The following is a 24,908-nucleotide window of genomic DNA, read 5'->3' as shown; positions in this document are numbered from 1 at the left end:
GGGACGGAAGGTTCACCAACTGCACCAGGCGGGTGCCCTCCCGCCGAGTGACCAGCCAGCCCCGACCGGGCGGCAGCGGCCCGGGACGGACGTTGCCGAGTAGCACCCCTTCGTCCCGGTTACCGGACATCACGATCCCCGGGGTACTGATCTCCCGCAGCCGCATCAGCACCGGCTCGTAGAGAGCCCGGCTCGCGCCACCGGTGCGCCAGGCGACGATCAGGTGCAGACCGACGTCCCGGGCCTGCGGCAGAAACTCCAGCAGCGGCGCCAACGGATTGCTGCCCACCCCCGTCACCAGGTCATTGAACCCTTCCGGGTAAGGCTGTGGTCGCGGGGTCCTTCCACAGATCACGATGACCGGAGTTCCGCGCCAGCTATGACTATCACCTACACCGCCGCTCTGCCCGTACGTGACGAGACCGTGTTCCACCTGTCGGGCCTGCTGCACGCCGAACGCCTCCGACGCGGCACCCGCAGGAAGCGACGCGCGTTGACCTGCTTCCGGCAGGCCGTCCTGATTCAAAGCACTACGCAACATCAGCCTCTGCCCGTGGAAGATCGGCGCCATCGTCGCCGCAGCCCTGGTCATCCTCCACATCGACCATCAACGAACCACCTGAAACCGGACGCTACCCAACGCCACCCACCGTTACGCGGAAAGCCTCATTAACTGTCCGTTGAGCACTCCTGACAGGACGAATCACGTCTGTCGGCGCTTGACGATCCTTCCGGAGTAATCGGCGGTACCTATAGCGAACCGCGAATCATGCTCTGTGGGTATGCTCTCGAGCATCGAGAACCGGTGAACGTGGTGAAAGATCATCAGTGGTGCGGGAGGCGAACTGTGGCGCGCAACAGCGTTGGCAACGCCAGCTCGTGGCGGCGATTGCCGAAGCCGGCCTGTCCCATGCCCAAATTGCAAGGGTCGTCGCACAGGTCGCTATCGAGAGCGGAGTTACGGAGTGCGCTGGCATTGGCCGTTCCCATGTCTCGCACTGGGTCCGAGGCACGATGCCATCGGGACGGGCGCCGCTGATCTTGGTCGAAGCTCTGTCCAGGAAGCTCCAACGCGGCGGGATCGGCGAGCAAGTAGCGCCACCCCTCCCCGACGGACGCTGTGGAGTTGACCCCGACGCGGCGTCATGGTTTGCGATGGTCGTATGAGCAAGGTGTCCTGGGCCTATTTGACCTCCTACGTCCTATCCATGCTGGGGAACTCCATTGCCGGGGTGGTCCTGCCGTTGCTGGTCCTGCAGACCACCGGCAGTGTGCTCGCCACCGGTGCGGTCGCCGTTGCCTCGGCGCTGCCCGCAGCCATCGCGGGGCTGGTCATGGGCGTGGTGATCGACCGGATCAACCGGCGTACGGCCGCCGTGCTCACCGATGTGATCTCCGCGCTCTCGATTGCCGCGCTGCCCTTGGTCGACGCCGCCGTCGGGCTCGCGCTCGGCTGGTTCGTGCTGTTCGCGGTGATCGGCTCGTTCGGCGACGTGCCGGGGCTGACCGCCCGGGAAGCGATGATCCCAGGCGTCATCCGGGCCGGGCGGATGAGCACCGAGCGGTTGCTAGGGCTGCGCGAGGCGCTCGGCGCAATGGTCATGCTGATCGGGCCGGCGGTCGGGGCGGTGCTGATCGCGGCGTTTGACGGAGTCGCCGTGCTGTGGGTTACCGCGGCGACCTCGGCCATGGCCGCGGCGGTCACCATGCTCATCCCGCGCGAGACCGGCGTGGTCCCGGCTGCGGTGATCCCGGTGGACGGGGCCGTGCCGCAGCGGGTGGTGCTGCGCGACGGCTGGCACACCCTGCGCCGTTCGCCGTTCCTGCTGGCCACCACCTTGATCAGCGCCGGTGTGGTGGTGGTTCTGGCCGGCTTTCAGGCGTTGGTCCTGCCGGTATACTTCACCCTTCAGCAGCGGCCCGAGCTGCTCGGGCTGGTGCTCAGCTCGCTCGCTGTCGGACTGCTGATCGGCGGCGGGACGTACGCCGCGGCGGGCAGCCGGGGCCGGCGGCGTACCTGGTTCCTGACCGGAATGCTGATCACGATCGCCGGCTTCAGCGCTATGGCGACGCTGGCGAGCCCGTGGATCGTGCTCGGCGCCGCGGCCCTGGTCGGGCTCGGCAACGGGCTGTTCGGCAGCCTGATCGGCGTACTCATGGTCGAGCGAATTCCGGACGCGATGCGCGGTCGGGTGATGAGCCTCCAGAACGCGCTGCTCACCCTCGCCCCGGCACTCGGCATGGGCGGCGCCGCGCTGCTGGTCGCGGAGTTCAGTGCGCGGACCGGCGCGATCGTCCTCGCCGCCATCTGGCTCGTCACCGGCGTCGCCGCGATCGGCGCACGGGCACTGCGCGACCTGGAACCAAGGCCGGCACCCGAGGCCGAACTAGTAAGTTGACCTGGAGGAACGGATGAACAGCGGCGAAATCGCCCGGCTGGCCGGAGTCAGCGTCCGCACCCTGCGGCACTACCACCAGGTTGGGGTCCTTCCCGAGCCGGCACGGCGGGCGAACGGCTATCGCGAGTACACGGTGCGCGACCTGGTGCTGCTGCTGCGCATCCGGCGGCTGGCCGAGATCGGCATCCCCCTCGACGAAATTCCGCCGATACTGGGGGCCAGCGGCCGGGCCCACGCTGTCCTCGACGAGCTCGACCGCGAACTGGCCGACCAGATCGATCGGCTCACCGCCCGCCGCGAGGTGATCGCCCAGCTTCGCGCCGCCGGAGCCGCCCCCGACACGCCGTCGGAACTGGTCGGCCTGCTCGAGAGTATCGGCAGCGGCGGTGGTCCGGACCTGCCGCCAGAGCTACTCAAACACGACCGCGAGGTAGTCCTGTTGCTGCACCACCTCCTGGATGACAGGGGCCGGGCCGCGTTGATCGGGCTGCTCAGTCAGGCCACCGAGCCGGACGTGCTGGCGGCCACCACCGCGTTGACCGCCCGGTTTGCCGCGCTCGGGCCGGACACCGGCGATGAGGAGATCGACCGGCTGGTCGCCGACTATCACCTCGCCCTGGGCCAGCTGAGCGTCGACGGGTGGCCGGAATTGGATCCCCTGACCCGTGCGCTGCTCATGTCGTACCAGGAAATGGCTTTCAATGACGCCCAGCGTGAGCTTCTCGCCCGGCTGGCCAGTGTCGATCAGCCGTGACCGACTGTGCGACACCCCCGCACACCACCATCGTCACCCGGGCTGACCTGGGCGTGGGACGGATCAGCACCGGTTCGCTACTCTTCCTCCGCCGCACTGGCGGCAGCAGTGGAGAAGCCGTCCCCGTCCGCGACGGCCTTACCGTGCGACGGGACCTACCGTCCTACGCGAAGATCAATGCCTGGTCGTAAGACGTCGGGCCACCCCTTCCGGATGGCCCGACGTCGTTCTGCTGTTGCTCAGGCCGAGCAACTGGTGGTGGAGGTGGTGCTGCTGCAGGTCGAGGTGGTGGCCGACGAGGAGCAGGAGGCGAGAATCGCCTCGGACGCGTCGGCGTAGTCGGAGATCGCGAAGGTCTCCGACTCCAGCTCCATGATCTCCTCGGCGAGGGCGTTGAGGTCGGTGTCGTGCTCCATGGTGACTCCTCCCGGTCGGCGGCCGGCCGGCTTGTCCGTCGGCCCACCGCAAGCACACCCCAGGGCGCTTACCAATCGCGTGGTGCCGCTGTCACACATCACTGTCGCCCGATGTCAGCGGAATGACAGCGGCGTCGGCTTGGCTGACTTCATGGCACTCGTAGCAGCCGATGCCGCCGATTCGGCCGGTCCGCCGGTTGGTCGAGAGATCGTTGCCGCCGCGGCCCGGCTCTACCGTGACCTGCACGCGCATCCGGAGCTCTCCGGTGCGGAGGAGCGCACCGCAGCCCGCTTCGCGGCTGCCCTACGGGGGGTTGGGTACCAGGTCACGACCGGAGTCGGTGGGCATGGCGTGGTCGGCGTCCTGCGCAATGGGGCCGGCCCGACCGTCCTGATCCGGGCAGAGCTCGACGCGCTTCCGGTTGCCGAGGAGACCGGCCTGCCATATGCCAGCACCGCTACCGGCGTAGCCGCCGACGGCCGGATCGTGCCGGTCATGCACGCCTGCGGACACGACCTGCACCTAGCCGCGGCGGTCGGCGCCGCCGCCCACCTGGCCCAAACACGAGACGGCTGGCGGGGGACGCTGCTGATCCTGGGACAGCCAGCTGAGGAGACTCTGCACGGTGCGGCGGCCCTGATCGCCGACGGACTCTACGAGCGGTTCGGCCGACCTGACCTGCTTCTGGCCCAGCATGCCGCACCGCTACCGGCGGGAATGGTCGCCCACGGTGCCGGTGCGATGACGGCCGGCTGCGTCACCCTGGAGATCATCGTGTTCGGACGGGGCGGGCACCCGGCCACCCCGCAGCTCTGCGTGGATCCGGTGCTGCTCGCCGCGGACAGCGTTCTGCGGCTGCGGGCGCTGGTGGCGCGGCAGGCCAACCGGGATGACCCGGTGCTGCTCACCGTCGGGACGCTGCGTGCCGGTCACCACGCGGCAGTTATCGCCGACCAGGCGACGCTCGGGGTGACGATCCGGGCCCGGCACGAGCGGACGCTGGACCAGGTGTTGGCGGGCGTGATCCGAACGGTTCGGGTCGCCTGCGCGGCCGCCAACAGCCCGCGGGAGCCGACGGTGCGCGTCGTCGCGCGTACCCCCGCCTATGTGGGGGACCCGGCCATGACCGCCCGGGTACGGGCCGCCCACCTCGGGGTGTTCGGGACGGAGCGGGTCAGCGGGTGGCCCCCCTCCCTGGCGGCGGAGGACTTTCCGCTCCTGGCCGCCGGGGGGATACCGAGCAGCTACTGGATGCTCGGCACCGTGGGCCCAGGCCAGTGGCGGACGGTGCCCGGCGCCAACGCGGCCGAGAAGCTGGGTAACCTGCCGACGAATCACAGCCCGAGGTTCGCCCCGCAGGTTGAGCTGGCGCTACCGACCGGGGTGGCGGCGCTCGTGGCCGCCGCCCGAACGCTGCTCGCTGTTGACTGACCGGGTTGCTGTCCTGGCGTCCATGTCTCTGGGCTCGTCAGGGTCATTGCTTCCCGGGGCGGTGGGTGATCACGCTGAACTGGCCGTCGGACTCCATTCGCATCTCCCGGACGTCAGCCAGGCTGTCGATGCCCTGCTCGCGCAGCTGCCCGTACACCTCGTCTTCGGTGACCAACTCCCGGCGCATGTTGCGGCGAAGCATTCGGCCGTCGCGGACCAGGGCCAGTGGTTTCGGTCGGATCAGTCGGGCGGCGGGTTGCCAGCGGTAGGCGACGGCGTCGAGCAGGTACGCCCAACCGATGATCACCGCGACCAGTAGCACCCCGTCGGCGAGTGAGGTGTAGCCGTTCGCCATACCGTTCTGCGCGGCGTCGGCGATCAGCACGATGACCAGCAGGTCGGTCATTCCGGTGGTGCCGCTCTCTCGCTTCAGTAGGACCCGCAGCAGGAAGAACAGCGTCAGGTACATCACGCTGCCCCGGACGATGATCTCCAACAGCGGAGCGTCCGGCGTGAAGACCGCCCGCCAGTCGACCACGGCAACGGCTACCCGACGACGACTGCGTCATGCCGGTGAGCTCAGCGCGTTGCTCCGCCGCACCGTTCCCAGTCCTGCCGCCACTGCCGTTCATCTGGTTCGCCGGCGGCGGCCACCAGCGCCTCCAGTGTGCCGATCAGCCCGACCTCGGGCGCGGTGCCGGTCACCGCGACCAGCCGCCGGATTTCGGCACTACGGCGTCGAACGACCTCGCCGACCAGGTCTCGACCGGGGACGGTCAGGCTGAGCCAGGACACCCGGCGGTCGCTCTCGCCGGTCCGTCGGGCCACCAGCCCTCGTCGGACCAGACGATCACAGGCGCGGGTGACGGTGGAGGGATGGACGTGCAGGCTGGTGGCGAGGTCAACGACCCGGACCGGTCCCCGGGAGACGAGGAGGACCAGAATTCGGTACTGCGACATCGTGAGGTCGATATCGAGAGCGTCGAGCGTGCGGACGGTGACACCGACCAGCGAGCGGCAGAGCGCTGCCAGCGCGTCTACCAGGGGGTCGTCTACCTGAGGCTCGTCCACCGCCGTCGACGACCCCGTTGGCTCCACGTAGAGTCGCATCGGCCCATAGTTGCACGGACATACGCACCACGGTCGGGGTGATCATGGAAAACACCCGCTCCATCAGCTGGCGGGAGCAGTGGGCCGCGAGTTGGGAGCGCCTGACCGCGCTACCGTTGACCGTTTTCTCCCTGGCGTTCCTGGCCGCATACGCTGCGCCGATCCTGGATCCACAGCTCAGCTCGGCGTGGAACACGGCCTGTCAGGTGACCACGTTCACCATCTGGCTCGTGTTCTGGCTCGACATGGCTGTCCGATTCATCCTGCACACGCAGCGGCGACGCTTCCTCCGGGAGCACCTGTTCGACCTCGCCGTCCTGATCCTGCCGATGCTCCGTCCGCTACGGGCGCTGCGGTTGGTGACGGTGGTGCTCTCGCTCAGCCGGCGGACCGAGGCATGGGTTCGCGGCCGGCTCGGCATCTACGTGGCCGCGACCACCGCGTTGCTGGTGGGGGTGGCCTCCCTGGCGGTCCTGGACGCCGAGCGGCAGGCTCCGGACCCGTCCATCACCAACTACGGCGATGCCCTCTGGTGGGCGGCCGTGACCATCACGACTGTCGGCTACGGCGACTTCTATCCGGTCACCCCGGAGGGGCGGCTGGTGGCGGTCGGCCTGATGATCGGCGGCATCGGGCTGATCGGTTTCGTGACCGGCTCGCTTGCCACCTGGATCGTTGACCGGGTGAGCGGTCGGGACCGACACCCGGCAGCGACCGCCGAGGACGTCGCGGCGCTGCGCCAGGAGATCGTGGCGCTGCGCCAGCAGCTCGACCCGTCGGCCGGCGCCGGCTCCGCCGACCCGGTGGCCCCGCCGGTGCAGCCGGCCCGCACGACCCACACCTGACGGGGGACCAGCGGCGGATGACACCGCCCGCCGGGGCGGGATCGGCCGACGGCAACGCGATCGGGTGTTGTCCCGGCGTGCCGGCGCTCGCGGCGGCATGGAGCCGCTGGTATGGATGGCATGGCCGACCAGCATTGGTTCTTGGAATCGGTGGACCTCCTGGTGCGAGTGGTGGAGGCCGCCGGCATCCTCATCATCTTCGTCGGGGCGATGATGGCGTTCATCCGGTTCCTGCTCGCGGGGTTGTGGCACCGGCGGAGCCGGGCGTTCGTGCCGATCCGGCTGACTCTCGGCCGGTTCCTGACCCTCGGGCTGGAGTTTCAACTCGCCTCGGACATCATGCGCACCTCGGTCGCTCCCACCCTGCTGGATATCTCCGAGCTGGCCGCGGTGGCGGCGATCCGAACCGCCCTGAACTTCTTCCTCGCTCGTGAGCTCAAGCAGGAACGCCGCGAGATCGCCGAGTTCGGCTCGCCCCGGTCCGCCGAGCCGAACCGGGCGGGTAAGGAGCCCACCACGTGAACACCCTGGTCGAGTACGCCACCCTGGCCTGCGTCGCCGCGGGCATCGGCTCGGCCGCGGTGGTCCTGCTGGTGTCCCGGGATGGGCGCCTGGCCCTGCACGTCGGCCTCGACCTGTGGTTGGCCGCCAGTCTGCTGCGGCTCGCCCCGGCACCGGTGGGGGAGAACCTGCTCTACGTAGTGGCGATCATGGTGATCCGCCAGCTGGTCCGAGTAGGTTTGACCGCCGGCCGCAGCCAGCCAGGGCCAGCGGAGCGTGGGTTGTCGCAGCGCCCTTCCGGCCGCTAGGCGCACCGCCGTCAGTCGTCCTGCCGCCAACTGCCCGCCGTGCGCGGCGGGTCGTGCCCCAGCCCATAGGCGGCGTGGATCTCGACCGCGCTCACCCCGAGCGCATCGAGACCCCGGTTGAGCTCACGCTCCGCCCGGAACTTGGCAGTCACGTACTGCTCCCCTCCGACCGCGGTCGGAGGGGAGCCCAGCCGCCACCTGTGCGGTCGCTTGCTCTCGCAGCCAGCTCTGGATCCACTGCGGGACCTCTCCCGCCTCGGTGTCGGTGCCACCGTCGGGATCCGCATCGGTCTCCTCTGACCGGTCGGTATCGACGTCACCCGCCGCGACGGCATTCGCATCGACGTTCCAGTACCCGGTGTCCCGGAAGCGAGCGACCACGTCGTTCCAGGCGAGAGCGGCCGGTTCGGTGGGGCTGTCGGACTCTGGTGGCGCCGGCTCATTGCCGGAAAGGAACCCACGTACGAAGTACCGGGTCTGCGCGGAGCAGTCGCTGATCTCACCCTTCGACACCCGGGTACGGATACCGCGCTCGGCGCAATAGGCGTACATCCGTCCGGGGGACGTGTGGGGGTTGCCGTCGAGGAGATAGTGCCGGCCGCACTGCTCGGTGTCGAACCACAGCTCGGGGTCCACGTCCGGCGGCAATGGTGGGCGAGAGGGGAAGGGCATCCGCGAAAGATAGACCGTTCCGATGGCGGTGCCGAGCGCTTTCCAGCGTTGACGGCGTGTTACCACGTCGGCACGGCACCCGGGCCGGTTTGCCGGTAGTCCCACCGCCGGTGCCGCCGCCGGTCGCACGATGGGTGGTACGAGCGCCGGCACGCCAGGTGCCGGTGGTGAAGCTACCGGGGGTAGCAAGGTGCAGGAGGTCGTGGCCTCGCCGGTGGAGGAGATCGGCGGCGTGTTGCCGGGGCTGGCCGAGCAGGTGTGGACCAACGCCCGGGAGGAACCGGAGGTGGTGCAGTTCGTCCGGCCCGCACCGGTGTCCCGCGCCTGGCCCGCGCGGCGCTCGGTGCGCGGTGGGGATGTGCCGGTGACGTGCGCCCAGTTCCGGGACGACGTGCTCAGCCTCGCCCGCGGCTTCCTCGCGGCCGGGGTGGGGCACGGTGACCGGGTCGGGCTGGTCAGCCGCACCCGGTACGAGTGGACCCTGGTCGACTACGCCCTCTGGGCGATCGGGGCGGTGTCGGTGCCGGTGTTCGAGACGGCCAGCGCGGACCAGCTCGGGTGGGTCCTGTCGGACGCGGGCGTGGTGGGCTGCGTGGTGGAGACCGCCGGTCAGGCCGAGTTGATTGCCAGCCTCCGTTCGGAGCTGCCGGCGCTGCGCGACGTGTGGCAGATCGACGCTGGCGACCTGATCAATCTGGCTGGCCAGGGCCGTGCGGTCGACGCCGCGGTGGTGGACGGCCGGCGCCGTCGGGTGACCGGCGGTGACATGGCCACGATCGTCTACACCAGCGGCACGACCGGCCGGCCAAAGGGCTGTGTGCTGACCCACCGGTCTATCCACTGCGATGTGAGCGCCGCGGTCTCGGTGCTGCCGCAGCTGTTCCACGCCGGGGCGACCACGGTGTTGTTCCTGCCCCTGGCCCACGCGTTCGCCCGGATGATCCAGGTTGGGGTGGTGCATACCCGCAGCACCATGGTGCACAGCGCCGACATCGCGGGTGTGCTGGAGCAGCTGCGCCGGCATCGGCCGATGTTCGTCCTGGCGGTGCCCCGGGTCTTCGAGAAGCTGCACAGTCGGGCCCGGCAGAAGGCCGAGGAGAGTCACCGGGGCTGGTTGTTCCGGCTCGCCGAGCGGGTGGCGGTGCGGTACAGCCACGGCCTCGATCGTTCCTGGGGCCCGAACCCCCTGCTCCGGCTCGCCCGAGGCGGGTTCGACCTGTTGGTGTACCGGAAACTGCGGGCCGCCCTGGGCGGTCGGTGCTCCGCGGCGATTGTCGGCGGCGCGCCGCTCGGCGAACGGCTGGGACATTTCTTCCGGGGCGCGGGCCTGCTGGTGCTGGAGGGGTACGGACTCACCGAGGCATCCCCGGCGTTGACGGTGAACACGCCGACGACACAGCGGGTCGGCACGGTTGGTCGCCCCCTGCCGGGGGTGCGGATCCAGATCGCCGACGATGGTGAGATCCTCGCCCGCGGCGACCCGGTCTTCCCGGGGTACTGGAATAACGCGGAGGCAACCCGGGCGGTGTTCACCCAGGACGGGTGGATGCGGACCGGTGACCTGGGAGAGCTCGACTCGGACGGATTTCTGCGGATCACCGGGCGGCAGAAGGAGATCATTGTTACCGCCTCGGGGCAGAATCTCGCGCCCGCGCCGATCGAGGAGGCGATCCGGGCGCACCCGTTGGTCAGTCAGTGCATGCTGATCGGTGATGATCGCCCCTACGTCGTCGCGCTGATAAGCATCGATCCGTCTGCCTGGGGTCGGTGGCGTTCCGAGCACGGCCGTTCGGACGACGCGACCGTGGCCGAGCTGCGGGACGACCCGGAGCTGTGTGACGAGATCCAGGGGGCCGTTGACCGGGCGAACGCGACCGTCTCCCGGGCCGAGCAGGTCAAGACCTTCCGCATCCTGCCCCGGGATCTCACCGAGGCCGATGGCGAACTCACCCCCATTCTCAAGATCAAGAAAAATGTTGTCGAGGAACACTTCAGTGAAGACGTCAATGCCCTGTACCAGGGCCACTGAGCTGGGCGGGCGTACCGGAAGGGGTGCCATGGCAGCCGGCTTCATCGGCGTGGTGATCGTGCTGGTCGTCCTGGCGCTGCTCGGCGCCCTGAGCCTGCGGATCGTGCAGCAGTACGAACGCGGGGTGGTCTTCCGCTTCGGACGGGTGCTGCTGCCCGTCCGGGAACCCGGCCTGCGGCTGATCATTCCGATCGTGGACCGAATGGTCCGGGTTAGCATGCAGACCACGGTGATCGACGTGCCTGCGCAGGGGGCGATCACGCGGGACAACGTGACCCTCAAGGTCGACGCGGTGGTCTACTTCCGGGTCGTGGACCCGGTGAAGGCCCTGGTGAACGTGGAGAAGTATCCGGCAGCGGTGCTCCAGATCTCGCAGACCGCGCTGCGTTCGGTGATCGGCAAGGTGGACCTGGACACCCTCCTCGCCGACCGGGACAAGGTCAACGCCGACCTCAAGTCGGTGATCGACGACCCGACCGAAGGGCCGTGGGGGCTGAACATCGAGCGGGTCGAGGTCAAGGATGTCTCGCTGCCGGAGGGGATGAAGCGGTCGATGTCCCGGCAGGCCGAGGCCGAGCGGGACCGGCGGGCCCGGGTCATCGCCGCCGACGGGGAGTACCAGGCGTCCCGGCGGCTTGCCGACGCCTCCCAGACCATGGCGGACACCCCGGGCGCGTACCAGCTGCGGCTGCTACAGACCGTGTCGGATGTGGCGGCGGAGAAGAACAGCACCCTGGTGATGCCGTTCCCGGTGGAACTGCTGCGCTTCTTCGACAAGTGCGCGCGCGGCGCCCCGACCGACCAGGACGAGGCGGTGGCGGAGCAAGCAGCCGCGGTGGCCGGTGACGGGCACCGCCGCGACGACGGGCCGCGTCCGGCCCGGTGAACTGCTACCATCGGCCGCATGATCTGGCGACATTGATCCACCGCTGACTGCCCTTCCCGTGGGCCACCGCGGTCGCCGTACCTCCGGCGTCCGCACTCACCTCACGGGAAGAATCGATGATCTTCGACACGAACCCACCGAGAGGTGGCCCGCACCCGGGCCCGATCGCCTCACCCGACCGGCGGGTCCGGTCACTCGCGGCAACCCTCTACGGGTACTCGTTCCTGCGCGACCTCGTCCTGCTCTACCCCGTCTATCCGCTGCTGTTCACCGACACCGGCCTGACGGTGTGGCAGATCTCGACCCTGTTCGTCATCTGGTCGGCCAGTTCGATCGCGCTGGAGGTCCCCTCCGGGGCGTTGGCCGACGCCGTCTCCCGGCGGCTGCTGCTCTGCCTCGCGCCGCTGGTGACCGCCGCCGGCTTCGCGCTCTGGACACTCGTGCCCTCGTACCCGGCCTTCGCGGTGGGTTTCCTGCTCTGGGGAGTCGGCGGCGCGCTCGCCTCCGGTGCGTTGGAGGCCCTGGTCTACACCGGCCTGGACCGGCTCGGCGCGGCCAGCCGGTACGCCCGGGTCATCGGCCGGGCCCGCACCGCGGAAACCCTCGGCGTGTTGGCCTCCCTCGTGTTGGCGGCGCCGGTACTCGCCCTCGGCGGCTACCCCGCTCTCGGCGTGGCGAGCGTCCTGGCCTGCCTGGGGGCCGCCGCCGTCGCCACCCGCCTACCGGAGCACCGCGAGCCGGCCACCGACACCGACACCGACGACGGTGAACCCGGCTGGTGGGCCTCCCTGCGGGGCGGGCTGGCCGAGGCGCACGCCGACCGGACGGTGCGCGCGGCGGTGCTGCTGGTCGCCGCCGTCGCCGCCGGATGGGGGGCGCTCGAGGAGTACCTTCCGCTGTTGGCCCGAGACGTAGGGGCGAGCGGGCCGGCCGTGCCGTTGCTGCTCGTGCTCACCTGGGTTGGTGTCGCTGTCGGCGGCCTGCTCGCCCCGGCGGGGGAGCGGCTGGGTCGTCGCGGGTACGCCGGCCTGATCGGTGGGTCCGCCGGGGCGCTCGCCGCCGGCGCGCTGATCGGTCACCCAATTGGGTTCCTGCTGGTGGGCGTCGCCTTCTGCGGCTTCCAACTGGCCACTGTGCTCGCCGATGTCCGGCTTCAGGCGCGGATCGTCGGCCCGGCCCGCGCCACCGTCACCTCGCTCGCCGGGATGGCGACCGACACGACGATCATCGCGTGCTACGTCGGGTACGGCCTGCTCGCCACCGTCGCCGGCAACCGGGTCGCGTTCGCGGTGGCGGTGGCGCCCTACCTTGTCGTGGCGCTGCTGGTGGCCGTCGTACGACCAGCCCGCCGATGACCCAGGCCGTGGATGTGGCGGCGGGCACGGTGGCCCGCGTCGCCGCCCCGGCCCGCCCGGTGGAGTTGCTGCGCTTTTCGACAAGTACGTGCGGGGCGCCCCGACCGACCAGGACGAGGTCCGGGCCGAGCAGGGCACCCCGCAGGTGTCAGGCGGCGGATGCCGTACGCAGCGGTCGCCAGGCGGTGACAGCGATGAGCGCCAGCACGGCGGCGGCGATCCAGAACGGTGTGGTGAGTCCCCACGCGCCGGCGAGCAGGCCGCCGAGGAGTGAACCGAGGGCTGCGCCGCCGAGATCGAGCAGCGAGTAGACGCTGCCAACCCGGCCGAGCAGGTGCGCGGGCACGACCCGTTGGCGCAGGGTCACCACGATGACGCCCCAGACCATGGTGTGTATTCCGAAGATGATCAGAATGACGGCGGCGACGAGTGGGGTTGTGGTGATCGCCAGAGTGGTGTGGGTGATGAGCTCGACGACGAGGCCCGCGCGGAGCAGCGTGCCGGCCCCGACTATCCGTTGTAGCCGCGGCGCGAGGACAGTACCGACCAACCCACCGCCGGCGAAGGTGGTCAGGAGGAAGCCGAAGCCGAGGTCGGACAGGCCCAGCCGCTGCCGGGCGTAGAGGACCAAGGTGGCGAAGGCGGCGCAGAACGCGAGGTTCGCCAGCCCCATACTCACCGCGAGCGTACGCAGCAGTCGATGTCCGAACAGCCAGCGAACACCGTCGGTGATCTCCATCCGCAGGCTCCGGCGCGGTGCCGCTGGCGGGAGCGCGGGGATCGGCCGGATCGTCGCCACCAGCGCCGCGGCCACGGCGAAGGTCAGGGCGTTGACGCCGAACGGCGCGGCGGCGGCGATGACGAACAGCCACGCCCCGAGCGGTTTGGCGACGAACTGGTTGGCGATGGTGAAGGTGGCCATCAGCCGGGCGTTGGCGCTGGCCAACTGGTCCGGTGCCACGATGGCGGGCAGGAACGCGCCGGCGGCGGTGTCGGCCAGGGTCTCCCCGGTGCCGAGCAGGAAGAACACCGCGTAGACCAGAGCGACCGTGGCGGTGTCGGTGGCGACGGCGAGGGTCAGTGCGGTGAGGGCCGCGGCGCGCAGCGTGTTGACGGCCATCACCAGCTTGCGGCGGTCCAGCCGGTCCACGTAGGCGCCGCTGATCAGGGCGAACAGCAGCCAGGGCAGTTGTTGGACGAAGACAGCGCCACCGATGAGCGCCGGATTGGTGGTGATGGAGGCGACCAGCAGTGGACCGGCCGCCATGGTGACTCCGTCACCGACATTGGCTACGGCCGAGGCGGTCCACAGCTTGGTGAAGTCCGCGCCGAGACGCGCGGATACAAGGGCACGCAAAATAGCTCCTCGAGCAAGGGGGAAACGGTCGTCTTGGGAGCGACCGCTTCGCGGCGAGGAGCGCTATACCGTGGGGTGCGCGAGCCCGTCGGTGGGACCGGCTAGCGCGCGGTGTGCTCTCACGGCGAAGCGGTGACCGTGACCTTGCCCTGGCGCATGCCAACTCCTAACTGTCGATCGCGGCCAGGATAGCCGCGGTCGGGTGGATGCGAGAACCGCTCGGCTGGCCCGGTGATGCCGGTGAAAACTCGGTGCCGCCGGTCCGGCCGGTGGACCCGACCGTGGGTGTGGCAGCGTGTACCGGTGCCCACCGTTGACGTTGACCTTGCCCTGGTCGGAGGGGGCGGCGCGGGCTCCCTTGTGCTCGCCGCCCTGGACCGGCGGGGGGTGCGTGGCCTGCGGGTGGCGGTGATCGATCCGGTGCACCGTCGCGGGGCGGACCGGACCTGGGCGTTCTGGGGCCGACCCGACGACGGGCTCGACCCGCTGCTGACGGCGAGCTGGACACAGGTTGCGGTGACGACCCCCGAGCGGCACCGCGTGCTCGACCTGGCCCCGCTGCGGTACGCGATGCTGCGCTCGGCCTCCGTCTACGACCGGGCGGACCGCGCCGAGCGGCGGCTCGGCGCGGTCCGCGTCGTCGCCCCGGCCGAGGCGGTCGAGGACGACGGCGACCGGGTCACGGTCCGCGCCGGCGGGTCGACGCTACGGGCGTCCTGGGTCCTCGACTCCCGGCCCCGGCCGCCCCGGCGGGCCGGGCGTACCAACTGGCTGCAGCATTTCCGTGGCTGGTGGCTCGAGACCGACCGGCCGCTCTTCGACCCGGGTCGGGCGGTGTTGATGGACTTCCGTACCCCGCAGCCGGAGCGGGGGGTCTCGTTCGGCTACGTGCTGCCGGTCACCGACCGGTACGCGTTGGTCGAGTACACCGAGTTCACCCCCGGCCTACTCACCGATTCCGGCTACGACGCGGCGTTGGCCGGGTACCGGGACCGGCTCGGGCTGGACCCGGCCCGGTTGCGAGTGCGGGAGGTGGAGAACGGGGTGATCCCGATGACCGATGGCCCGTTCGACCCGCGGCCCTCACCCCGGGTGGTCCGCCTCGGCACCGGCGGTGGCGCGACCCGACCCTCCACCGGCTTCACGTTCGCCGCTATGCACCGGCAGGCGGGGCAGATCGCCGAGGCGCTTGCCGAAGGGCGGGCACCGGTGCCGGCACCCGCGTACCCCCGCCGGCACCGGTGGCTGGACGCGGTCGCGCTGCGGGCGCTGGACCGCGGCCCGCTGGCGGGCCCCGACTTCTTCGACCGGCTCTTTGACCGCAACCCGGCCGAGCGGGTGCTGCGTTTCCTCGACGGGACGACCAGCCCGGCCGAGGAGGTCGCGCTGATGGGCACCACCCGGCTGGCGCCGATGCTCGCCGCCACCGCCGGTGACGCCGCCACCCGGCTGCGGGATCGGCTCCTGCCGTGGCGGCGCCCGGCCGCCGGGCTGATCCCGCCACCGGTCACCGGCGCGGCGCGACGCCCTCAGCCGGACGAGTGACCTACCCCGCTGGACGAGTGCCGCGGTGACCAGTTCACTCCCGGTTCGGGTCGACGGCCCCGGAAACGTCAGCCACGTCGTAGCCGGCCCGACTGATCTCCCGTGCCGATCGTCGGTCTTCGGCGGGCAGGTCGGCGAAATCGTCGCCGACGTCCTCGGTCTGCGGCAGCGACTCGCCCGGCGGCCGAAGCGACGCCTCCATCGCCGTGGTGCCGTCCGGTTCGTCCGTGTCGGCCAGGTCGAAGCGGTGTTGCTCGGTCATGGCGCACTCCCGCCCGTCGGCTCGCGGTGACCGCCCCGGCCACCGCCCCTGCCGCGGCGACCGAAACCGGCTTACCCCCGATCACCTACCCGGACGCCGCCCGGAGAAACGCGGGGAGCGGCCGCGGGCGCGCGGCGGGGCTGCCCAGTGCGCGGGTCGGCTGCGCCGCGGCGGAAGACCGGTGGCCCGGTCGCCGCGGGCCGCATCCAGCTGTGACTGGTGCACGAAGAGAGCGCCCGACAGGTCCGCCCCACGCACGTCGGCCCCGCGTAGGTCCGCGCCGGTGAGGTCCGCGCCGGTCAGGTCGACTCCGCGCAGGTCGGCGCCGACCAGCTGGGCGCCGCGCAGGCTCGCTCGACGTAGGTCGACTCGGCGTAGGTCGGTGCCGATCAGGGCGGCGCCGCGTCGGTCAACGCCGGGCCGGCCACCCTGGGCCCGGGCCTGGTCTCCGGCCCGGGCCAGCAGCGGAACGACCCTGCTCCGGTGCGCGTCAACGGCCAGCGACCGCAGTGACTCCGGGTCGCCGCCGGCGAGCCGGTCGGTGGCGGCGAGCACCTCGGCCAGCGCGGCCCGCAGCGGTGCGGGCAGCTCCATCGTCAGCGCCTCGGTCAGATGCCAGAGCAGTTCGTGGAGCGGCCGTACCACGGTGAAGGTGTCGAACATCGCCTGGGCGGTGGGCTGGTCGTCCCGCCAGTCTCGCCCCTCGAAGGTCACCTGGGTCACCCGCTGGCCGGCACCGAAGCAGTCGAAGACGGTGCAGCCGGGGAAGCCGTGGCTCCGCAGCTTGGTGTGGATTCCGCAGCGGAAGTCCGGGCGTAGGTTCGGACAGGGACGCCCGGCTGGCTTGTCGATCGCGAAGTCGGACGAGGCGGCGAAGGCGGGAGCCACGCAGCAGATCCCTACGCATCGGGAGCAGTCGGCACGCAGCTCCTCCGGACCGACCGCTGTCATGTGAACCGATTCTCCTGCCGTGGCGTTCGATGCGAACTCCCTATTCTTCCACGGCGTCGGACGTGCACCGGTTTGCGACGGCAGCGGGGGTAGAGTTCAACCATAATCATCGATTGGTTTGCGGTGGGGGATTGTGCTGCCGGACCTCCTCTGCCATCCTCCTGGATGGACGCTGCCAGTGACGGTTGCCAATCCCGGAGGCCGCGCTGCGGCGACGCCTTCTTCGGGAGGAACCTTGTGAAGCGCAGACGTCGCCAGCTACTCGCCGGACTAGCGGTCATCGCCCTCGCCGCGACGACGGGTGTCGCCGGAATCCACCTCGCCGGCACCGAAGTGCCGGCCGCCGCCGCGGCGACCGGGGACGGCGAGCTACCGAACGCCCTCGGGGCCCACCTGGAGCAGATGCGCCGGTCAATACCGGGCAACGATGGCATGTCGCTGGACGGCCCGGGTGGGGCCGCGCAGCAGGAGTTCCTCAAGCGGGCCTACCCGGCCAACGAGGTGAGCCTCGCCGAGGTCGACCGCTCGAAGGCGGACTTTGCGGCGGCGGAGCGCCGGTTCCGGGGCGGCCAACGGTGGACCAACGTCGGGCCGAGCGAGGCGGTGTACCCGTTCACCGAGTACCGCAACGCCTTCAACTACGTCCCCAACGAGTATGTCGCCGGTGGCCGGGTGACCTCCCTGGACATCAGCCCCGACTGTAACCGGTGGCTCTGCCGGGCGTACGCCACGCCCGCCGGTGGTGGCGTCTGGGGCACCCTCAACATCCTCGCCGCCGAGCCGAAGTGGTTCTACCTGGGCGGTCCGCTCGGCATCAACGCGGCCGGCTCGGTCAAGATCGACCGCAACGACCGGCACGGGCTCACCATCTACGTCGGTACCGGAGAAGCGAACATCTGTGGTTCCGGCTGTGTCGCCGGGGTCGGTCTCTACCGGTCCACCAACGGCGGCCTGACCTGGCAGGGCCCGCTCGGCAAGGAGGCGCTCGCCGGTAAGGGCATCGCCGAGATCACCATCGAGCCGGACGACCCCAAGACCATCTACGTCGCCACCACCACCGCGCTGCGCGGCATGTCCAGCGCCTGCTGCACCGGCGTGACGCGACCGGTGCCCGACGCGGAGAAGTGGGGTCTCTACAAGACCACCGACGGTGGCAAGAACTGGAACTTCATCCACAACGGCTCGGCCGCCGCCACCGACTGCACCGGCGACGCCGAGGAGTTCGGCAACAACGCGGTCTGCTCGCCGCGCGGCGTCCGCTACGTCAAGCTCGACCCGAACAACTCCGACATCGTGTACGCGTCGTCGTACGCCCGTGGTGTCTGGCGCTCCCCGGACGCCGGAGCCAGCTGGACGCAGATCAAGCCGTCGCTCAACCCGGACCTGTTCCAGACCCGGGCCGCCATCGACGTCACCGCCCTGCCCGACGGCAAGACCCGGATGTACGTCTACGAGGGTAACTTCGGCAACCCGTACTCGCGGTTGCTGCGCAGCGACGACGTGGCTGGCGGAACCCCCACGTTCACCGACCTGAGCAGCTCGAACCCGGCAGACCCGGGGTACGCCACCTACAACCAGTGCACCGGCCAGTGCTGGTACGACATGTTTGTGCACACCCCGCCGGGGCATCCGGACATCGTCTACACCGGTGGCTCCTACGTCTACGGTGAGACGGTCGCGCACAAGCGGGCCGTTGTCCTCTCCACCGACGCCGGGGTCAGCGGCACCGACATGACCTTCGACGGCACCGACGAGTTGCACCCGAACGGTCTGCACCCGGACCAGCACGCGATCGTGACCCACCCGCGTGACCCGTACCAGTTCTTCGAGGCCAACGACGGCGGGATCATGCGCTCCAGCGGGGATTTCGTCGATCGATCCGCCTGGTGTGACAACCCGGACCGCAACCTGACCACGGCGGCCCAGCAGGATCGCTGCAAGCAGATGCTCTCCCGGATTCCGAGCAAGCTGGAGAGCGTCAACAAGGGCATGAACACGTTGCAGTTCATCAGCCTGTCGGTCAGCCCGCACGACGTGAACCTGCTGCAGGGCGGCACCCAGGACAACGGGACCTGGGAGAACAACGGCGAGCGGCGGCGCTGGTCAAACACGATGATCGGTGACGGCGGTGCCTCCGGCTTCGACGTCGGCAAGCCCGAGTTCCGCTTCCACACTTTCTTCAACGCGTCACCGGAGGTGAACTTCGCCAGTGGTGACATCGCCGAGTGGATCTGGACCGCGGATCCGATCTACGGCCAGCCGGGCACCCTCTTCTACGCGCCGTTGATCAGCGACCCGGTGGTCAGCGGCACGATGTTCGCCGGTACCGGCCGCTCGGTGTACCGGACGAAGACCTTCGGTCTGGGTGACCGGAGCATCGAGGAGGCCAACCGGATCTGCAACACCTGGACCGGCACCTTCGAGGAGCAGTGCGGGGACTGGGAGGAGTTGGGCTCCACGCCGCTAACCGACGGGGCGTGGGGTGATCGGGCCGGCGGCGCGGTCTCGGTGGTCCAGCGGGTCGACACCGACTCCGCCACCGCCTATGCGGCCACCAGCACCGGTCGGGTCTTCGTCAGCCACAACGTGGACGCCGAGTCGGCCGCCGAGGTGACCTGGACCCGGATCGACAACCCGGACACCCCGAACCGCTTTGTCACCAGTGTCCACATCGACCCGGATGACCCGAACCGGGCGTGGGTCTCCTACAGCGGCTTCAACTCGAACACGCCCGAGACGCTCGGGCACGCCTTCGAGGTGACGACCGCCGGCACGACGGTGACCTGGACCGACCGCTCGTACGACTTCGGTGATCAGCCGATCACCGACCTGGTCCGGGACGATGTCACCGGTGACCTGTACGCCTCGACCGACTTCGGCGTGTTGCGGCTGGCCGACGGGCGGACCAGCTGGACCAAGGCAGCCGGTGGCATGCCGAATGTGGAGGTCGCCGGGCTCACCATCGTGCCGGGCGAGCGGGTCCTCTATGCGGCCTCGCACGGCCTCGGCGCCTGGCAGCTCAACCTGAAGTAGGTCGACTATTCACACCACCAACCGGGTGGGGGGCCGCGCCGGCGGCCCCCCACCGCTGTCCGGGACGATCAGCCGGATCTGGCGCGCCCTGGGCGCGCTCTTCGTCCTGCTCGTTTTCGTCCCGCCGCTCCTGCTGCTGGTCTCGGGCTCGCTCACCGAGCCCGGCCTGCCACCGTCCCCCACCCCGCAGCTGATCCCCGACCCCGTCTCCACCGCCGGCTACCGACAGGCCCTGGCGGTCGGCGGGGTGCTGCGCGCCGCGCTCAACTCGCTGCTGGTCGCGGTCGTCGCCGTGCCGTTGAGTGTGCTGGTCGCCGCGCTGGCCGGCTTCGCGCTGGCCCGGCTCGCGCCCCGGCGGGCCGGGTTCGTCATCGTGGCCTCCCTGGTAGCCCTGATGGTGCCGGCCACCGCACTGCTGGTACCCCGGTTCGCGATCTTCCGCGCGCTCGGGCTGACCGATACGCTGGTGCCCTTGATCGCTCCGGCGCTGTTGGGCACCTCCCCGCTCTACGTCCTGGTCTACTACCTGGCCTTCCGGGCGCTGCCGCGGGACCTCTACGACGCCTGTCTGGTGGAGGACATGACTCCGATGGGCATCTGGTGGCGGGTCGCGCTCCCGCTGGTGCGTCCGGTCACCGCCGCGATCACCGCCCTCACCTTCGTGTTCACCTGGTCGAACTTCCTCGATCCACTGATCTATGTGTACGACCGTGACCTGTTCACCCTGCCCTTGGCGCTGCGTTCGCTGTCGGTGTTGGATCCGACGAACTTCCCGGTGTTCCTGGCCGGGGCGGTCCTGGCGACCGCCCCGGCCGTGCTGGTCTTCGGGCTCGTCCAGCGCCGATTCTTCCCCCACGATGACCAGACAGGACGGACCCGGCCATGAGAAGACCCAGGGCGCTGCTGGCGGCGCTGCTCGCGACTGTGCTCCTCGGGTCCGGCTGCGCCGCCGGCCCCGGGGCCGGCGGCGACGGGCCGGTGCGGCTGTTGGTCTTCGGTGCCCCCGAGGAGCTGGCCGCGTACCGCACGCTGATCGAGGCGTACGGCCAGGCGCAGCCCGGTAACGAGGTGCAGCTGATCGAGGCGAGTGACCGCAAGGACCTGCTGGCCCGGCTCGCCACCTCGGTCGCCGGGGGAGCCCCACCGGACCTGTTCCTGATGAACTACCGCTTCTACGGCCAGTTCGCCGCGAAGAACGTGGTGGAGCCCTTGGACGAGCGGATCGCCGCCTCGGGGAAGGTGAATCCCGCTGACTACTATCCGGTGGCGATGGAGGCCTTCAGCTGGGGCGGCAAACAGCTCTGCCTGCCGCAGAACGTCTCCAGTCTCGCCGTCTACTACAACCGCACACTCTTCGCCCAATACCAGGTCCCCGAGCCGAAGGCGGGCTGGACCTGGAACGACATGGTCGGGACCGCCATCGCGATGACCCGGGACGACCGTGGCGTGGTGGTCAAGGGCACCGAGAGCGAGGGGGCCGTTGCCCGCCCGGCCGTGCACGGGCTCGGCGTTGAGCCGTCGATCATCCGGGTCGCCCCGTTCACGTGGTCTGCCGGCGGTGAGATCGTCGATGATCCAGACCGACCGACCCGACTCACCCTGGACACCCCGACCGGCCGGGAGGCGCTGAAGAACCTGGTCGACCTCCGCCAGGCGTACGGGGTGGTGCCCACCGACGAGGAGGTCGAGGCGGAGGACGACGAGTCCCGCTTCGCCAACGGTCGGCTCGCCATGTTGATGTCCTCGCGGCGCTCCACCACCACCTTCCGCTCGATCACCGACTTCGAGTGGGACGTCGCCCCGCTGCCGGTCTACCAGGACCAGGTCGGGGTGCTGCACTCGGACGCGTACTGCATGACCCGGGGTGCCAAGCGCAAGGATGCGGCGTGGCGGTTCCTGGAGTTCGCCATCTCCGCCGAGGGGCAGCAGATCATCGCCGCCACCGGGCGGACGGTGCCGTCGCACATCGCTGTCTCACAGTCCCCGGTGTTCCTCGACTCGTCCCAGCCGCCGCGCAACGCGACGGTCTTCCTCGACACGATTCCCACTCTCCGGACGTTGCCGACCATCTCCACCTGGCCGGAGGTCGAGGACGTGACCGCCGGGATCCTGGAGAACGCGCTGTATCGGGGCGACCGGTTGGATGAGGTCATCCGCGCCCTCGATGAGCAGACCCGCCCGCTGTTCGCCCGTGGTGAGCACGGGTGAGCGATGTCGGTCTGACCCACGACGCCGGACTGACTCTGGACGGAGTGGGTGCCGCCTACCGCGGCGTCACCGTTCTGCGGCAGCTGCGGCTGACCGCGGCCCGGGGAGAACTCCTGGTGGTACTCGGCCCCTCCGGCGCCGGCAAGTCGACGCTGTTGCGGGTGGTGGCCGGCCTGGAACCGGTCACCACCGGGCGGGTCTGGATCGCCGGCCGGGATGTCACCGCCGACCGTCCGGGCCGGCGCAACGTGTCGATGGTCTTCCAGTCGTACGCGCTCTTTCCCCACCTGACCGTCGCCGAGAACATCGCGTTCGGCCTGGTGGTGCGGGATGTCCCGAAGGCGGCGGCCCGGGAGCGGGCCCGGACCGCCGCCGAGCAGGTCGGCGCGGCGCACCTGCTCGGCCGGCGACCCGGGCAGCTCTCCGGCGGTGAGCGACAGCGGGTCGCGTTGGCCCGGGCGTTGGTGCGCGAGCCGGACGTCTTCCTCCTCGACGAGCCCCTGTCCAACCTCGACCTTGCGCTGCGGGTGCAGATGCGGGCCGAGCTGCGGGCCCTGCACGACCGGCTCGGCGCCACGATGGTGCACGTCACCCACGATCAAACCGAGGCGCTGGTGCTGGCCGACCGGATCGCGGTGCTGCGCGACGGCCGGGTGGAGCAGGTCGGTACGCCGGACCAGATCTGGCACACCCCGGCGAGCCGGTTCGTGGCCGGTTTTGTCGGCTCCCCGGCGATGAACGTGCTCCCCAGCTCCGGCCCGATCCACCCGTCCGGCGCTCCGCCGGCGGAGGTGGCCGGCGACCGGGAGATCGGATTCCGCCCGGAGTCGGTGGTGTTGGGGGAGCCCGACGGCGTGCCGGCGACCGTTGACCGGGTTGAGGTGGTCGGCACGGACGCCTACGCCTACCTCACCCTCCGCACCGGCAACCCGGTGGTGGCCCGGGTGGCCGCCGCCCACCGGCCCGCGCGCGGTGCTGCGGTACGAGTCGGGGTCCGCTGGGCCGATACGCACGTCTTCGACGCCACCACCGGGCTCCGGTGTGCCTCTTGAGGGCGAGCAGGGAGCGGTCGCGCGCCGGGGCAGGGCCGGCGGCGCGTGGGCACCGGCAGGTGGCGGTGATGCTGGCGCCGTATCTGGTCGGCCTGGTCGGTCTGGTGTTGCTCCCCGCCGCGGTCACGCTCGCCCTGGCCTTCACCGAGTACGACCTGGTCAATCCGCCGAGCTGGGCGGGGTTGGCGAACGTCTCCGAGTTGGTGACGGACCCGGTGTTCCGGGTCGCGCTGACCAACTCGCTGGTGTTCGCGTTGGTGGCCGTGCCGCTTCGGGTGCTGCTCGCACTGGGTCTGGCGCTGCTGCTGCATCGCCGGTCGTTCGGGAGCCGTCCCGCGCGGGTCGCGGCGCTGCTGCCGACCGCGGTACCCGAGATCGCCTATGGTCTGCTGTGGCTCTGGCTGTTCAACCCCTTGTACGGCCCGATCAACCAGCTGTTGCGGGTCGGCGGCGAGAACGGGTTGACCGTGCTCGGTCGTACCCCGCCGCAGTGGCTCACCGACCCCACCGACGCCCGCGCCGCGATCATCCTGATGAGTGTCTTCACCATGGCCGAGACCTTCGTGGTGCTGCTCGCCGCCCGGCGGGCCCTGCCAGCGGATGTCTATGAGGTGGCGGCCCTGGAGGACGCGACCGGTTGGGACGTCTTCCGCCGGGTCACCCTGCCGTTGATGGCGCCGGTGCTGGCCCTGCTGGTGGTGCGGGATCTGATCGCCAGCCTGCACTTCTCCTTCGTGCCGGCGTTCGTGGTGACCGACGGCGGCCCACCGCCGTACGCCACCACCTACCTGTCGTTGTTCATCTACCGCACCGGCTTCGAGTACCTGCGCTACGGCTATGCCGCCGCCGCGACGTTGGTGATGATGCTGCTGACGGTGGCGGCGGTGGTGCTGCAATGGCGGCTGTTCCGCCGGTACCGGGCCTTCTATCGGCTGTGATCACCCAGGGCCGGTCGGTTCCGTGGCTTCCGTCGGACTCTTCATCCGCGGGTTCGGGGTTCGAGTCCCTGGCGGCGCACCAACGAGCAAGGCCCTGACCTGGTACTTCTGTGCCGGTCAGGGCCTCTTTCGCGTACGGCGGTGGTGGTTGGTCGCTCGGTGGGTGCTCGGGAGCCGTTGGACCGGGTTGGGCAGTACTTCACGCTCTCGGGGTCGGCTGTCGACTATGGCGAGGATGGCCTCGTGGGCCGGGGCAACGCCCGCACCGGCGTGATCAGCGGTGCCCACCTGGCCGGGAACGAGGCGACGTTCGGGAAGAATCCGGCCTACCTTCCTCGGCTTCACGTTCCAGCGCCGAGCAGCACGGAACAGGAACGGCAAGATCTTCACGTCGTTCCTGCCCGCGGTCAGCAAGGACGCCCTCAAGAAGATTGAGTGCGGAAGTCCGCTCCTGGCGGCTCCACATGCACATCGGCTACACCTTCACCGAGTTCGCACGTTGGATCAATCCGATCGTGCGTGGCTGGATGCAGTACTTCGGGGCGTTTTACAAAACCGAACTGTATCCCCTCCTGAGGCGCATCAACTACTACCTGATGCGCTGGGTCCGCAAGAAGTTCCGTCGGCTGAAGACCTTCAACAAGTTCCATCGGCGGTGGAAGCAGATCACCAAGGCGTATCCGCTCTTCTTCGCCCACTGGAAATGGGTCCACTCGATCTGGTGATCAGGACGATAAGAGCCCGGTGATGCTGGGCCGGGGCCCGGTCGACCCGACGAGGGTCGACCGGGCCCGTCGCTGTCCGGCCCAGCGTCGGCAGCGGTGTCTGACCACCCATAGGTCGCCAAGGACGACC

24 protein-coding genes, 1 tRNA gene and 5 pseudogenes are annotated in these 24,908 nt (G+C 70.1%); 22 read left to right on the top strand and 8 right to left on the bottom strand.

Annotation, left to right across the window (positions count from 1 at the left end; all coding sequences use genetic code 11):
* Window positions 1-304, bottom strand: a pseudogene (locus T398_RS11880) (hypothetical protein); the annotation flags it as partial.
* 75 nt (window positions 305-379) lie between these two features.
* On the opposite strand from T398_RS11880, the pseudogene T398_RS11875 reads away from it, so the two are divergent.
* From T398_RS11875 to T398_RS11850, 6 genes and pseudogenes are all read left to right on the top strand, one after another.
* A pseudogene (locus T398_RS11875) lies at window positions 380-523 on the top strand (IS5/IS1182 family transposase); the annotation flags it as partial.
* Window positions 522-623, top strand: a pseudogene (locus T398_RS11870) (IS5/IS1182 family transposase); the annotation flags it as partial. The pseudogenes T398_RS11875 and T398_RS11870, both read left to right, overlap by 2 nt.
* Window positions 624-828: 205 nt before the next feature.
* Window positions 829-1,167: a hypothetical protein gene (locus T398_RS11865; RefSeq protein ID WP_496446608.1), complete on the top strand. Its 339-nt coding sequence runs from the start codon at window positions 829-831 to the stop codon at window positions 1,165-1,167.
* Window positions 1,164-2,399 carry an MFS transporter gene (locus T398_RS11860; RefSeq protein ID WP_496446606.1) on the top strand — a complete coding sequence of 412 codons (1,236 nt, stop codon included), beginning with the start codon at window positions 1,164-1,166 and terminating at the stop codon, window positions 2,397-2,399. The genes T398_RS11865 and T398_RS11860 overlap by 4 nt, the downstream gene beginning before the upstream one ends.
* A gap of 13 nt (window positions 2,400-2,412) precedes the next feature.
* On the top strand, window positions 2,413-3,153 hold the full coding sequence (locus tag T398_RS11855) for a MerR family transcriptional regulator (protein ID WP_496446604.1): 741 nt from the start codon (window positions 2,413-2,415) through the stop codon (window positions 3,151-3,153).
* Window positions 3,150-3,344, top strand: a complete 195-nt coding sequence (locus T398_RS11850; protein WP_496446602.1) for a hypothetical protein — start codon at window positions 3,150-3,152, stop codon at window positions 3,342-3,344. The genes T398_RS11855 and T398_RS11850 overlap by 4 nt, the downstream gene beginning before the upstream one ends.
* Before the next feature lie 48 nt (window positions 3,345-3,392).
* On the opposite strand, the gene T398_RS11845 is transcribed toward T398_RS11850, so the two are convergent.
* The gene (locus tag T398_RS11845) at window positions 3,393-3,569 is read right to left on the bottom strand and encodes a thiazolylpeptide-type bacteriocin (RefSeq protein ID WP_018215603.1); all 177 of its coding nucleotides are present in this window, start codon (window positions 3,567-3,569) and stop codon (window positions 3,393-3,395) included.
* A 151-nt stretch (window positions 3,570-3,720) separates the two neighbouring features.
* Here T398_RS11845 and T398_RS11840 point away from each other — a divergent pair, with 151 nt between their 5' ends.
* On the top strand, window positions 3,721-5,001 hold the full coding sequence (locus T398_RS11840; RefSeq protein WP_496446600.1) for an amidohydrolase: 1,281 nt from the start codon (window positions 3,721-3,723) through the stop codon (window positions 4,999-5,001).
* 43 nt (window positions 5,002-5,044) lie between these two features.
* Here the strand turns inward: T398_RS11840 and T398_RS11835 are convergent, their stop codons facing one another.
* Window positions 5,045-5,539, bottom strand: a complete 495-nt coding sequence (locus tag T398_RS11835) for a DUF421 domain-containing protein (protein WP_496446598.1) — start codon at window positions 5,537-5,539, stop codon at window positions 5,045-5,047.
* A 41-nt stretch (window positions 5,540-5,580) separates the two neighbouring features.
* Window positions 5,581-6,111 (bottom strand): MarR family winged helix-turn-helix transcriptional regulator, encoded by a 531-nt coding sequence (locus T398_RS11830; RefSeq protein ID WP_496446596.1) that lies wholly within the window; start codon window positions 6,109-6,111, stop codon window positions 5,581-5,583.
* A gap of 38 nt (window positions 6,112-6,149) precedes the next feature.
* Here T398_RS11830 and T398_RS11825 point away from each other — a divergent pair, with 38 nt between their 5' ends.
* From T398_RS11825 to T398_RS11815, 3 genes are all read left to right on the top strand, one after another.
* Window positions 6,150-6,956 (top strand): potassium channel family protein, encoded by an 807-nt coding sequence (locus T398_RS11825; protein ID WP_496446595.1) that lies wholly within the window; start codon window positions 6,150-6,152, stop codon window positions 6,954-6,956.
* 111 nt (window positions 6,957-7,067) lie between these two features.
* Window positions 7,068-7,478, top strand: a complete 411-nt coding sequence (locus T398_RS11820; RefSeq protein WP_496446593.1) for a DUF1622 domain-containing protein — start codon at window positions 7,068-7,070, stop codon at window positions 7,476-7,478.
* On the top strand, window positions 7,475-7,765 hold the full coding sequence (locus T398_RS11815; protein WP_496446592.1) for a hypothetical protein: 291 nt from the start codon (window positions 7,475-7,477) through the stop codon (window positions 7,763-7,765). The genes T398_RS11820 and T398_RS11815 overlap by 4 nt, the downstream gene beginning before the upstream one ends.
* An 11-nt stretch (window positions 7,766-7,776) precedes the next feature.
* Here T398_RS11815 and T398_RS11810 read toward each other — a convergent pair.
* A pseudogene (locus tag T398_RS11810) lies at window positions 7,777-8,437 on the bottom strand (hypothetical protein).
* A gap of 130 nt (window positions 8,438-8,567) precedes the next feature.
* Between T398_RS11810 and T398_RS11805 the strand changes: the two are divergent.
* The 3 genes from T398_RS11805 (at window position 8,568) to T398_RS11795 (ending at window position 12,707) form a co-directional block, all read left to right on the top strand.
* Window positions 8,568-10,466 (top strand): AMP-dependent synthetase/ligase, encoded by a 1,899-nt coding sequence (locus tag T398_RS11805; protein WP_496446590.1) that lies wholly within the window; start codon window positions 8,568-8,570, stop codon window positions 10,464-10,466.
* Window positions 10,467-10,494: 28 nt separating this feature from the next.
* Window positions 10,495-11,352: a slipin family protein gene (locus T398_RS11800; RefSeq protein ID WP_496446588.1), complete on the top strand. Its 858-nt coding sequence runs from the start codon at window positions 10,495-10,497 to the stop codon at window positions 11,350-11,352.
* Between the two features lie 116 nt (window positions 11,353-11,468).
* Window positions 11,469-12,707 carry an MFS transporter gene (locus T398_RS11795; RefSeq protein ID WP_496446586.1) on the top strand — a complete coding sequence of 413 codons (1,239 nt, stop codon included), beginning with the start codon at window positions 11,469-11,471 and terminating at the stop codon, window positions 12,705-12,707.
* Between the two features lie 148 nt (window positions 12,708-12,855).
* Here the strand turns inward: T398_RS11795 and T398_RS11790 are convergent, their stop codons facing one another.
* On the bottom strand, window positions 12,856-14,064 hold the full coding sequence (locus T398_RS11790) for an MFS transporter (protein ID WP_496446584.1): 1,209 nt from the start codon (window positions 14,062-14,064) through the stop codon (window positions 12,856-12,858).
* A gap of 285 nt (window positions 14,065-14,349) precedes the next feature.
* Between T398_RS11790 and T398_RS11785 the strand changes: the two genes are divergently transcribed.
* A complete protein-coding gene (locus tag T398_RS11785; RefSeq protein WP_496446583.1) occupies window positions 14,350-15,609 on the top strand; it encodes a lycopene cyclase family protein in 1,260 nt (419 codons plus the stop codon).
* Between the two features lie 34 nt (window positions 15,610-15,643).
* Here T398_RS11785 and T398_RS11780 read toward each other — a convergent pair whose 3' ends face one another.
* Window positions 15,644-15,871, bottom strand: a complete 228-nt coding sequence (locus T398_RS11780; RefSeq protein WP_496446581.1) for a hypothetical protein — start codon at window positions 15,869-15,871, stop codon at window positions 15,644-15,646.
* 81 nt (window positions 15,872-15,952) lie between these two features.
* Window positions 15,953-16,822 (bottom strand): pentapeptide repeat-containing protein, encoded by an 870-nt coding sequence (locus T398_RS11775; RefSeq protein WP_496446579.1) that lies wholly within the window; start codon window positions 16,820-16,822, stop codon window positions 15,953-15,955.
* A 237-nt stretch (window positions 16,823-17,059) separates the two neighbouring features.
* Here T398_RS11775 and T398_RS11770 point away from each other — a divergent pair, with 237 nt between their 5' ends.
* From T398_RS11770 to T398_RS11735, 8 genes and pseudogenes are all read left to right on the top strand, one after another.
* Window positions 17,060-19,855, top strand: a complete 2,796-nt coding sequence (locus tag T398_RS11770) for an exo-alpha-sialidase (RefSeq protein WP_496446578.1) — start codon at window positions 17,060-17,062, stop codon at window positions 19,853-19,855.
* Between the two features lie 25 nt (window positions 19,856-19,880).
* The gene (locus T398_RS11765; protein ID WP_496446576.1) at window positions 19,881-20,741 is read left to right on the top strand and encodes a carbohydrate ABC transporter permease; all 861 of its coding nucleotides are present in this window, start codon (window positions 19,881-19,883) and stop codon (window positions 20,739-20,741) included.
* Complete coding sequence (locus T398_RS11760; protein WP_496446574.1) at window positions 20,738-22,063, top strand: ABC transporter substrate-binding protein; 1,326 nt, start codon at window positions 20,738-20,740, stop codon at window positions 22,061-22,063. Before T398_RS11765 ends, T398_RS11760 begins: the two co-directional genes overlap by 4 nt.
* The gene (locus tag T398_RS11755; protein ID WP_496446573.1) at window positions 22,060-23,115 is read left to right on the top strand and encodes an ABC transporter ATP-binding protein; all 1,056 of its coding nucleotides are present in this window, start codon (window positions 22,060-22,062) and stop codon (window positions 23,113-23,115) included. The genes T398_RS11760 and T398_RS11755 overlap by 4 nt, the downstream gene beginning before the upstream one ends.
* A 68-nt stretch (window positions 23,116-23,183) precedes the next feature.
* Entirely contained in the window at window positions 23,184-24,053 is an 870-nt protein-coding gene (locus T398_RS11750; RefSeq protein WP_496446571.1) for a carbohydrate ABC transporter permease, read from the top strand.
* A gap of 7 nt (window positions 24,054-24,060) precedes the next feature.
* Window positions 24,061-24,135, top strand: a tRNA-Lys gene (locus T398_RS11745).
* Window positions 24,136-24,242: 107 nt separating this feature from the next.
* Window positions 24,243-24,383, top strand: a pseudogene (locus T398_RS11740) (methionine adenosyltransferase); the annotation flags it as partial.
* Window positions 24,384-24,484: 101 nt separating this feature from the next.
* Window positions 24,485-24,778 carry a group II intron maturase-specific domain-containing protein gene (locus T398_RS11735; RefSeq protein ID WP_496446569.1) on the top strand — a complete coding sequence of 98 codons (294 nt, stop codon included), beginning with the start codon at window positions 24,485-24,487 and terminating at the stop codon, window positions 24,776-24,778.
* Window positions 24,779-24,908: the final 130 nt, after the last annotated feature.

It is taken from the genome of Salinispora goodfellowii, assembly GCF_059570675.1.
Note: the sequence above shows the minus strand (reverse complement) of the source record. Positions and strands in the feature narration are given on the sequence as shown.